The 8,452-nt window shown below is 39.8% G+C and carries 7 protein-coding genes, 1 pseudogene and 1 other annotated feature; of the genes and pseudogenes, 4 read left to right on the forward strand and 4 right to left on the reverse strand.

All coding sequences use genetic code 11. The features are described 5' to 3' along the window. Positions 1-512: 512 nt before the first annotated feature. Positions 513-1,130: a trimeric intracellular cation channel family protein gene (locus JMX92_RS12665; RefSeq protein ID WP_201546011.1), complete on the forward strand. Its 618-nt coding sequence runs from the start codon at positions 513-515 to the stop codon at positions 1,128-1,130. A gap of 278 nt (positions 1,131-1,408) precedes the next feature. Here JMX92_RS12665 and JMX92_RS12670 read toward each other — a convergent pair whose 3' ends face one another. Beyond that, complete coding sequence (locus tag JMX92_RS12670) at positions 1,409-2,386, reverse strand: zinc-dependent alcohol dehydrogenase family protein (protein ID WP_201546012.1); 978 nt, start codon at positions 2,384-2,386, stop codon at positions 1,409-1,411. Positions 2,387-2,554: 168 nt separating this feature from the next. Here JMX92_RS12670 and JMX92_RS12675 point away from each other — a divergent pair, with 168 nt between their 5' ends. From JMX92_RS12675 to JMX92_RS12685, 3 genes are all read left to right on the forward strand, one after another. Next, complete coding sequence (locus tag JMX92_RS12675; protein WP_201546014.1) at positions 2,555-3,448, forward strand: LysR family transcriptional regulator; 894 nt, start codon at positions 2,555-2,557, stop codon at positions 3,446-3,448. A 203-nt stretch (positions 3,449-3,651) separates the two neighbouring features. After that, complete coding sequence (locus JMX92_RS12680; protein WP_201546015.1) at positions 3,652-3,807, forward strand: hypothetical protein; 156 nt, start codon at positions 3,652-3,654, stop codon at positions 3,805-3,807. Positions 3,808-3,873: 66 nt separating this feature from the next. Continuing rightward, complete coding sequence (locus JMX92_RS12685) at positions 3,874-4,098, forward strand: hypothetical protein (RefSeq protein ID WP_201546016.1); 225 nt, start codon at positions 3,874-3,876, stop codon at positions 4,096-4,098. Between the two features lie 444 nt (positions 4,099-4,542). Here JMX92_RS12685 and JMX92_RS12690 read toward each other — a convergent pair. From JMX92_RS12690 to JMX92_RS12700, 3 genes and pseudogenes are all read right to left on the reverse strand, one after another. Next, positions 4,543-5,762: pseudogene (locus JMX92_RS12690) on the reverse strand (IS3 family transposase). Next, positions 5,371-5,487: a sequence feature (AL1L pseudoknot), on the reverse strand. (Overlaps the previous pseudogene by 117 nt.) A 12-nt stretch (positions 5,763-5,774) precedes the next feature. After that, positions 5,775-6,557 (reverse strand): integrase, encoded by a 783-nt coding sequence (locus tag JMX92_RS12695; protein WP_201546017.1) that lies wholly within the window; start codon positions 6,555-6,557, stop codon positions 5,775-5,777. Between the two features lie 205 nt (positions 6,558-6,762). After that, positions 6,763-8,031 (reverse strand): tyrosine-type recombinase/integrase, encoded by a 1,269-nt coding sequence (locus JMX92_RS12700; protein WP_201546018.1) that lies wholly within the window; start codon positions 8,029-8,031, stop codon positions 6,763-6,765. Positions 8,032-8,452 lie beyond the last annotated feature (421 nt).

The raw sequence follows: 8,452 nt of genomic DNA on the forward strand, positions 1-8,452 counted from the left end.
CCGATTTAAACCCTATTGAGAAAAAATGGGCACAGGCGAAGTTTTTGCGCCAAGGGTGGATGGAGAATAATTTACCTAAACTGTTTCATGATATGGGTTGTACCAATTTTATTTTGGATTGACTATAACAGCCCACATCATTTAGCAATTTAAAAAACCATTATCCATTCTTGGCGTGGAATATTGGTTTGTACCTATTTCTATCAATGAGGTCTAAGTCAGGGCACTAGGATAGTGGAGTTCAAAGCCTGTGACCATGTGTATTCAGTAATTTTTTTACTTGTTTATGAAAATTTGACGCTTACGCATAAGCCGCGATTTATGCTTGGGAAAAGCAGTACTTTTGCATATAAAGTAACAATAATGTTGCACTATTTTTGCTTTCTCGTTGCTAGAGTAAATCAGTGCTCGATGCTTTCAAAATGATTCAAATTATCATTCGTAATACACTAACTTTATCTTTACAATCCCCCTTTATTTACATTATCGGATAGATTTAAGGTGAGTATTCCATGCTTTTGAGTATAGTTTACATTATTGGTATTACAGCAGAGGCAATGACGGGGGCACTAAGCGCGGGACGACAGAATATGGATTGGTTTGGGGTTATGCTTATCGCGAGTGTAACAGCGATAGGCGGTGGTAGTGTAAGAGATATCCTACTTGGTAACTACCCTTTAACTTGGGTAGAACATCCTAAATATTTATTAATCGTTTGTGTGGCTGGTCTTATAACGACTTGGTTGGCTAAATGGGTTGTTAAATTTAATGGCGTTTTCATACGTTTGGATGCTTTAGGACTAGCGGCCTTTAGCATTATTGGTTGTCAAGTAGGGCTTAACATGGGACTCCATTACGGTGTTTGTATAGTTGCGGCCATTGCAACAGGTGTATTTGGTGGATTGCTTCGTGATTTAATATGTCGCCAAACCCCATTGGTTTTACATCATGAGTTATACGCTTCAGTTTCTTTAATCATTGCTTGTTTATATTTAATACTTCAGTATTTTGCTGTTAGTAGTAATATCAGTGTCATTATTAGTTTAATTGCTGGTTACTTAATCCGTATGGTAGCGGTTAGAGCAAAGTGGCGATTACCCATATTTCATTTGTTAGAAACTTCCAAATAAAATAGTAACCCTATCGTTATAAGAATTTCTACGAGCGAGCTGTGTTATTTTAGAGAGTCGTTACTACCTGTGAACATCTCATTTTTAACACAGCTATTTAGGGCGTGTCCTCAATTCAATCGATAGTCATCTAAATGGGTTGAAAATGGCTAAATCTTGCCAAACGGCGTCAAATAGCTGACTAATATCTCGATATTATCTGCGCTATTTTCCTTGTTTGACTGCGATTTATCTCATTTTTATCACCATTTTTAAAATGAGGACACGTCCGAATAGTACTATACAGTGAGCGTAATTTTACCCACTGCTTTACCTGATTCAAGATGGTCATGCGCGCGCGCTACCTCCCAAATAGAGTAGTTACTATTATCTATGATAGGCGTGATTTTGCCACTATCAACCAGCTCTGCAATCATTGTCAGGATACGACCGTGCGATTCATGGTTGATGCCATGAAATAATGGAATGAGCACCAAAACACCATGAAAGGATAAGGCTTTGAGAGCAACTTGCAATGGATCAGCAATGGGTAAAATAGTGGCGACATGGCCATTGAATCTAACGGCTTGAAAAGATTTTTGAATATTATCACCAGCCACCGTATCGAAAACTTTGTCAAAACCCACCCCGTCAGTATACGTCGCCACATAATCATCAACCTCCGCCGTTGTATAATCCACTAGATGATCCGCGCCTAGTGTTTGTGCTAATGCACTATTAGCAGGAGAGTAGGTAGCGGTGACTGTCGCGCCAAGTACTTTTGCTAGCTGAACGGCAATATGACCAACGCCTCCTGTTGCACCATGAATCAAGACATTATCGCCTTCTTTGACATTCATTTTTTGTACGAGTGCCTCATAAGAAGTGAGTGCGACCAACGGCAGGGCTGCGGCTTGCTTCATACTGAGTGTTTTAGGCTTTTTAGCCATTAAACGCACATCGACCAACATGAATTCAGCAAGTGCACCATCAATACCGTTGAGGCCACCAGCCATACCATAAACTTCGTCACCGACACTAAATTCAGTGACGTCGGTACCTATCTCGCTCACAATACCAGCTACATCACCGTGTAGTATCTCTGGCAAATTCTCTGACCAAGGCAGCTCGACTGAGCGCAGCATGGTATCAATGGGGTTCACACTAGTGGCTTTCACTTCCACAACCATGTGGCCTAGTGTTGCCGTTGGTTTTGGTTTTTCTGCCAATTGAAAAACTGCAGTTGTACCGATTTCTTTAATGATCATCGCTTTCATGTTATTACCCTTTACTGGTGTGAATGTCTTATTGTTTGTTTCAGGAGAATCAGTTTAGACGTTGCTAATCCAGCAAACCATTACCCAGTAAACAAATTACTTTTGCTTTTTGAGCAAGCCATGGTTACAGTTAAATGGAATACCTATCAACTTAATAAAGGAGTGGCGATGAGCTCAATAAATCGATTGGCATACTTCAATAGTGTTGTCGAAACCGGTAGCATTTCAGAAGCCAGCCGCATCTTTGATGTACAGCCGTCTTCCATTTCACGGCAGTTAGCAGTGCTTGAAAAGGAGCTGGGAGTACGTCTACTCAATAAAACGACCAGAAACACCAGTTTGACTGAAGCGGGGCACAAATATTATGAATACTCTCAGCGAATTGTGTCAGAGTTTGATAATGCCAAAAGAGCCGTTAATGATTTACAAATAACGCCACAGGGTAAGCTGAAAATCAGCATGACAGTTGGTTTTGGTGAAAGTATGGTATTGCCGTTAATACCGAAATTTATGTCGCTATATCCAGATATTGATATAAAAATTGAGTTAACAGAGCGGGTTGTAGATCTTATAGAAGAAAATATTGACGTGGCTATTCGAAGTGGACGCTTATCTGATTCGACCATGATTGCCAGACACTTGGTATTTAATGATTTTCTACTGTGTGCAAGCCCCCAATATTTAAAAAATAATGGCACACCTCTTAGGATTGATGATCTAGCTAATCACCAATGTATCCGATATGGTTATAACGGTTGGAAAGAGTGGTTTTTGATAGCAGAAGATCGTAAAAAGTTGATGATTAATAGTCAGGTTTCAGTCAACTCGGTGAATGGTCAGAAGCAGCTGGTATTGAATCATACAGGTCTGACGCTAATACCACTGTGGGCTGTTAAAAGTGAATTGGCGAATGGGTCATTGGTTCAAGTCATGCCAGATCATATTTTTAGTCCCTATGAAGAGCTTAGTGCTACTTACGCTATTTATTTAAAGCGAGATATGATCTCACCAAAAACACGCGTTTTTTTAGATTTTCTGGTAGAGCATATGATAGCGATTTGAGTTTGGGTCTACAGCTTGGTCGCACAAGTTTTTATAGACAACGACCGATGAATTTACTTTCATGAATATTAATGTTCTTAAAGACCGAGTATGAATAGTTTATGGAAAAATAGGAGAGCACCCAATCCGCGTATTATTTCATATACGATATATGCCTAAGCACTCATTACTTGATAGACGTAGTTATTGGTTAGGATATTTATATGAATACTAAGATGATAATAGTCATTGTTGTCACTGCCATCCTTGCGTTCTGGCTAGGCATCAAAGCCCATGAATTCTATTACAATGATATTTGTTTGGATCTGGGCGGTGGTCAGAATCCAGGAAACCATCATATTTGCGTCATTCAGCAATAACTATACTGCAATAACTTTTGAATAAAGATAAATTATTATTGCTAATTCTCATCTAACGGAGATTTCATGACATCTAAATTATTTATCAGTGGTTCAATTATGCTGACCCTCGCTGCACTGTCTGGACTGATGGAGAGCTTATTTTACGGTGACATTGGTGCTGATGGCGTGCTCCAAGAAAGCTTGTTTTTACCTTTGGCTTTGATTTTTTTAGCCTTAGCCATCATCCTTTATGGCTTATCATTAATCATGCAGGTAAAAACAAGAGTGACAGGTACTCACATGAGCTAAACACTTATTCCCCAACTACATTATCAACCAGCATCACCTCTTCGCTCACTGTAAACGTTAGATCATGAACACTAGGGCGTGTCATCAATTAGATTGTGAGGCTTAAAATGAGAAAAATGGTAGATAGACAAGATTACTGAAAATGTTTAGCAAAATTTAGCCATTTTAAGGCCACTAAATGCATTAATGTGCTAATTGATGACTCGCCCTAAATGATTATATGTACCTAGCATTGAACTTTATAACTGTACTGTATCGAAAAATGTTCAGTAAGGCTGTTTGTCTGATTTCATTGAGTATACCCAACAAAGACTGACCAAAATAAAAACGTCAGATCTAGGGCGTGTCATCAATTAGCATAGATATTTCAGAATAAGCTATACTTAGATCGTATTTAGGAATTTGTGAACCGCCCCGACTATATCGGAGAGTGATTTACTTGAGTCAGGCAGCGATGCCTGACAGGATTAAACTATCATAATACCGCTTTTCAAACTCAAAAGGTGGCACGTAACCAATTGTGCTATGTAGACGCTTCTTGTTGAACCAGTCCACCCACTCAAGCGTGGCTAATTCAACATCGTTAATGCCAGTCCAGTCTTCCTTTAAATAGTCAATTACCTCAGACTTGTACAGCCCATTGACCGTCTCAGCTAAAGCATTATCGTATGAATCACCCGTCGTGCCCACAGAGGCTATAAGGCCTGAGTCAGCCATTTTATCAGTGTAGCGAATGGATAAGTACTGAACCCCGCGATCGCTATGATGAATCACATCCTTAGGGTTGTTTCTATCTGCTATTGCTTGATTGAGTGCTGCCATCACCATATCCGTGTTCATACGATTAGAAACCTCCCAGCCCACAATAGCACGGGCAAACACATCAATGATAAAAGCGGTATAGACCCAGCCACTCAGTGTCTTGATATAGGTAAAGTCCGCCACCCACAGCTGATTAAGACGATGGGCATTAAAGTTACGATTGACCAAGTCATCAGCGCGCTTTTGGTCGTCACGGCTGTTGGTGGTAATCTTACCCTTACCGCGCCAGACACCTTGTAAGCCGTGCTGTCTCATTAAGCGCTCTACGGTGCAGCGTGCGATATAAATGCCATCTGCCTTCATCTGCCGCCAGACTTTGCGAGCACCATAGCGGCATTTGCTGTCCTGCCAGATGCGTTTAATCTCGCTGAGATAGTAGTCGTCATGCTGACTGCGTAGTGAACGCCTTTCAGGGCGGCACTCTAGGTCTTTAGTACGGTGATAGGTTGACGGGGCAATCGGTAGTACTCTACAAATCAGCTCGATCCCATAACTACCTCTATAGTAATCAATAAACTGAACCATTATCTGGGTGGACGGTCGAGCTCCGCCTGGGCGAAAAAAGCAGCAGCCTTACGTATAATCTCATTGGCTTGCTTGAGCTCTTTGTTCTCGCGTTCAAGCTCTTTGATACGCTCTTTGTCACTTTGAGCCTGCACTGAGGCGGGAATGGTTTGGTCTATGTGCTTTTTATGCCAGGATCGCAGTGTCTCAGGCGTACAGCCAATCTTTGACGCTATGGCTTGAATGGCTGACTATGTAGAAGGATAGTCGCTCGACGCTTCAATCAGCATGCGAACGGCGCGTTCTTTAATCTCAGGAGTGTAGGTTTGTCTTTTCATTGTCGTATTCTCTCAGAATGTTGAGCCTCCGACAATCCCGGGGCGGTTCAGGTAGGTGTTATGTGTTTTCAAGTCGGGTTTAATTGAACCAAGAGTTAAGAGTAGTAGCTCTCCAGTCCTCAGGCCATAGTTCAAAAGCAAACGTACAATGAGAAAGTTTCTTAATTGAGCTTCCTTACTTTTAAATAATGGTTCTAGTGCTTTAGGTGACATAATAGAATATAAAGCTTTTTGCATTTCCTCTGTGAGGCTTTTGAAGTTCGTTCCATTCTTATGAGCTTTGTGATGATTAGAGGATAAGTTTTTGACAAGATCATACTTTTGATAGATTACAGACTTGTATCTAGCAATTTCAGGACTTATAGATTTACCATATATTTGACTGAAGGTATCTAGCAAATAGTTTAAATAGCTAAGGATAGCCCGCAAACGATGTGCAAGTGTATTATAATTAATTGAAGGATTACTTCCTAATCTAATTAGTTTCTGGTCAACTACCTTCATACTTTCCAAATATAATATAAAGCTATCTATTTCTTTAATCATCAATTCTGGATTAGATTTATGCTCTCTGAAATATTTGCAGAATGACTGATCATATTTTTCTCGCCAAAAATCATACCATTGCTTGATACCTTGTAAATAAGCTTGTTGTGTTGAGTCACTTTTAAATTTCAATGAGCTATTGATATATAGCATAGGGTATAAACAGGGAAGTCTAGTAGTATTATCAAACAAAAAACTAAGCCGATTGGAGTTGTTTAATGTAATAGATTTTATTTTTAGTATTGACATGTAAACCTGCAAATATATGAACTTTTATTAAGATATTCCCTACAGTCAAATGCTATCTTAGCTCTTACTACAAAGCAATGATATTGCTCAATTTTTTAGGTGATAGAAACAATTAACCTCTTGATTATTGTAATGAAATCTGTAGCAAACAGGATTTTAAAAAAAGCAATTATCGTTGTGCGATATAGTCAGCCAAAAATGATTTTTACTTTGAATTTCGTAGCTTGTCTATATAATCTGCCCAGTCCTGCATCATCTGTACCCTAGTATCGATTTCATCAAGCCTATTATAAGCGCCGCCGTGCGTATCTTTTATTCGATGGCCTAATTGTAGTTCAGTCACGATGTCTGAGTAGCGCAGTTCAGGTTGTTCCATTAGTAAGGTTTTAGCCGATGCTCGGAAGCCATGAGTACACTGCACGTCTTTGTATCCAAGCCGGTGGAACATCTGTACCAACGTCGCTTTACTGATATAAGCATTGCTTGAACCGCGCATCGACGCAAATACATGTTTCTTATGCCCAGTAATTGATTGAATATTTCGTAATCGCGCAATTACTTGTGTGGCTAAAGGAACAATTAAGTGCGAGACCATATCATCACGACCTTCGCCTTTAGTCGGGGAGAACGCCCATGTATTATTATCCCAATCGATGTCATCCCAACGCATTGAGCGCAGATCGATACTACGTACAAATACATACGGCAGTAGGTTCATAGCCTCTAGTGTAATCTTACTTGCGCCTTTAAAGTTGGACATATCTTTTAAGAGAGTTGCGAATTGCTCTGGTTTGGTAATGGCTGGTAAGTGATTGCCTGAGCTGGCAGGTGCAAGCTCACCTCGGGTATCAATCGCCACATTTCTATCGCACAACCCTCGAGCAACAGCAAACGAAAAGACTTTTTCAGTATATAAACGAGTACTCGCACCAACGAAAGTCGCTTGATTTTCATTGTTTTGAATCGACTCGCACACACTCAGTATCATCTCACTGGTGATATCGTCCATTCTTAAATCACCAATTTCTTGGCACATATATCCTAAACATAAATCCCAGAACTTAAGGGTTGACTCACTGTATGATGGTTTTTTAGATTTACTTTGATCGCGACCTGCTGTTTTGTGTTCTCGCCATGCTTGGGCAATCTCAGAAAATGGTGCATTTTTTAGGTGAGTATATTTATTGGTTTGCTCTTTTTGCTGGATAGCTTTAGGGTCAGAACCTTTGGCAACCATATCAAGAATGGTGTCTGCTTTATACTTAATCTCATGGAGACTGACATCCTCAATCTTACCCAACATCATCCTAGGGCGTTTGCCCTCGATATGTGGATGGGAATATCGCAAGTAGTATTCCTTTTTACCATTTGGATAAATGCGCAGGCTTAAACCAGCCACACCTGAGACACTGACCGAATAATCCTTGTCTCGGGATTCAAGCTTATTGATATCGTTTGCATTATTGATAGTCATGATGTGTATCCTTAATTTATCTAAGATAGATGAGTTATGATTATTGATCTGATATCTATATGCTGAGGTCCAGAGTAATCTTTTAGTAGGTATTCCAAGTTAAGGAAAGCCGCAAGGAGTATTGTTGGACACTGTCATGGACACTAGTATTCGCTAATATTATTAGTAAAACCTTATATAATAATAGTTTTAGCACTAAATTATCCCCAACTGAAGGTTGGGGATGATTATACTATAGGGGAAAGAAAGGGAGTAAGCTATGTGTTTATTGATATATATGGTGTTTGAGGCAATATGAGCTATGCTGAAGAAACCGTACAAGTAAACTTGGTAAACTAAGCATATTAATCGGAGCTTATCATGGTCAAGAAAATAAGAACCTATAGCACAGAATTTAAAGCTGAAGCCGTTAAGAAGATAT

It is taken from the genome of Psychrobacter sp. H7-1 (assembly GCF_904846585.1).
GTDB lineage: Bacteria > Pseudomonadota > Gammaproteobacteria > Pseudomonadales > Moraxellaceae > Psychrobacter > Psychrobacter raelei.

Coding starts and splice junctions, on each gene's coding strand:
- JMX92_RS12665 (WP_201546011.1), top strand. CDS start 513: ATGCTTTTGAGTATAGTTTACATTATTGGTATTACAGCAGAGGCAATG.
- JMX92_RS12670 (WP_201546012.1), bottom strand. CDS start 2,386: ATGAAAGCGATGATCATTAAAGAAATCGGTACAACTGCAGTTTTTCAA.
- JMX92_RS12675 (WP_201546014.1), top strand. CDS start 2,555: ATGAGCTCAATAAATCGATTGGCATACTTCAATAGTGTTGTCGAAACC.
- JMX92_RS12680 (WP_201546015.1), top strand. CDS start 3,652: ATGAATACTAAGATGATAATAGTCATTGTTGTCACTGCCATCCTTGCG.
- JMX92_RS12685 (WP_201546016.1), top strand. CDS start 3,874: ATGACATCTAAATTATTTATCAGTGGTTCAATTATGCTGACCCTCGCT.
- JMX92_RS12695 (WP_201546017.1), bottom strand. CDS start 6,557: ATGTCAATACTAAAAATAAAATCTATTACATTAAACAACTCCAATCGG.
- JMX92_RS12700 (WP_201546018.1), bottom strand. CDS start 8,031: ATGACTATCAATAATGCAAACGATATCAATAAGCTTGAATCCCGAGAC.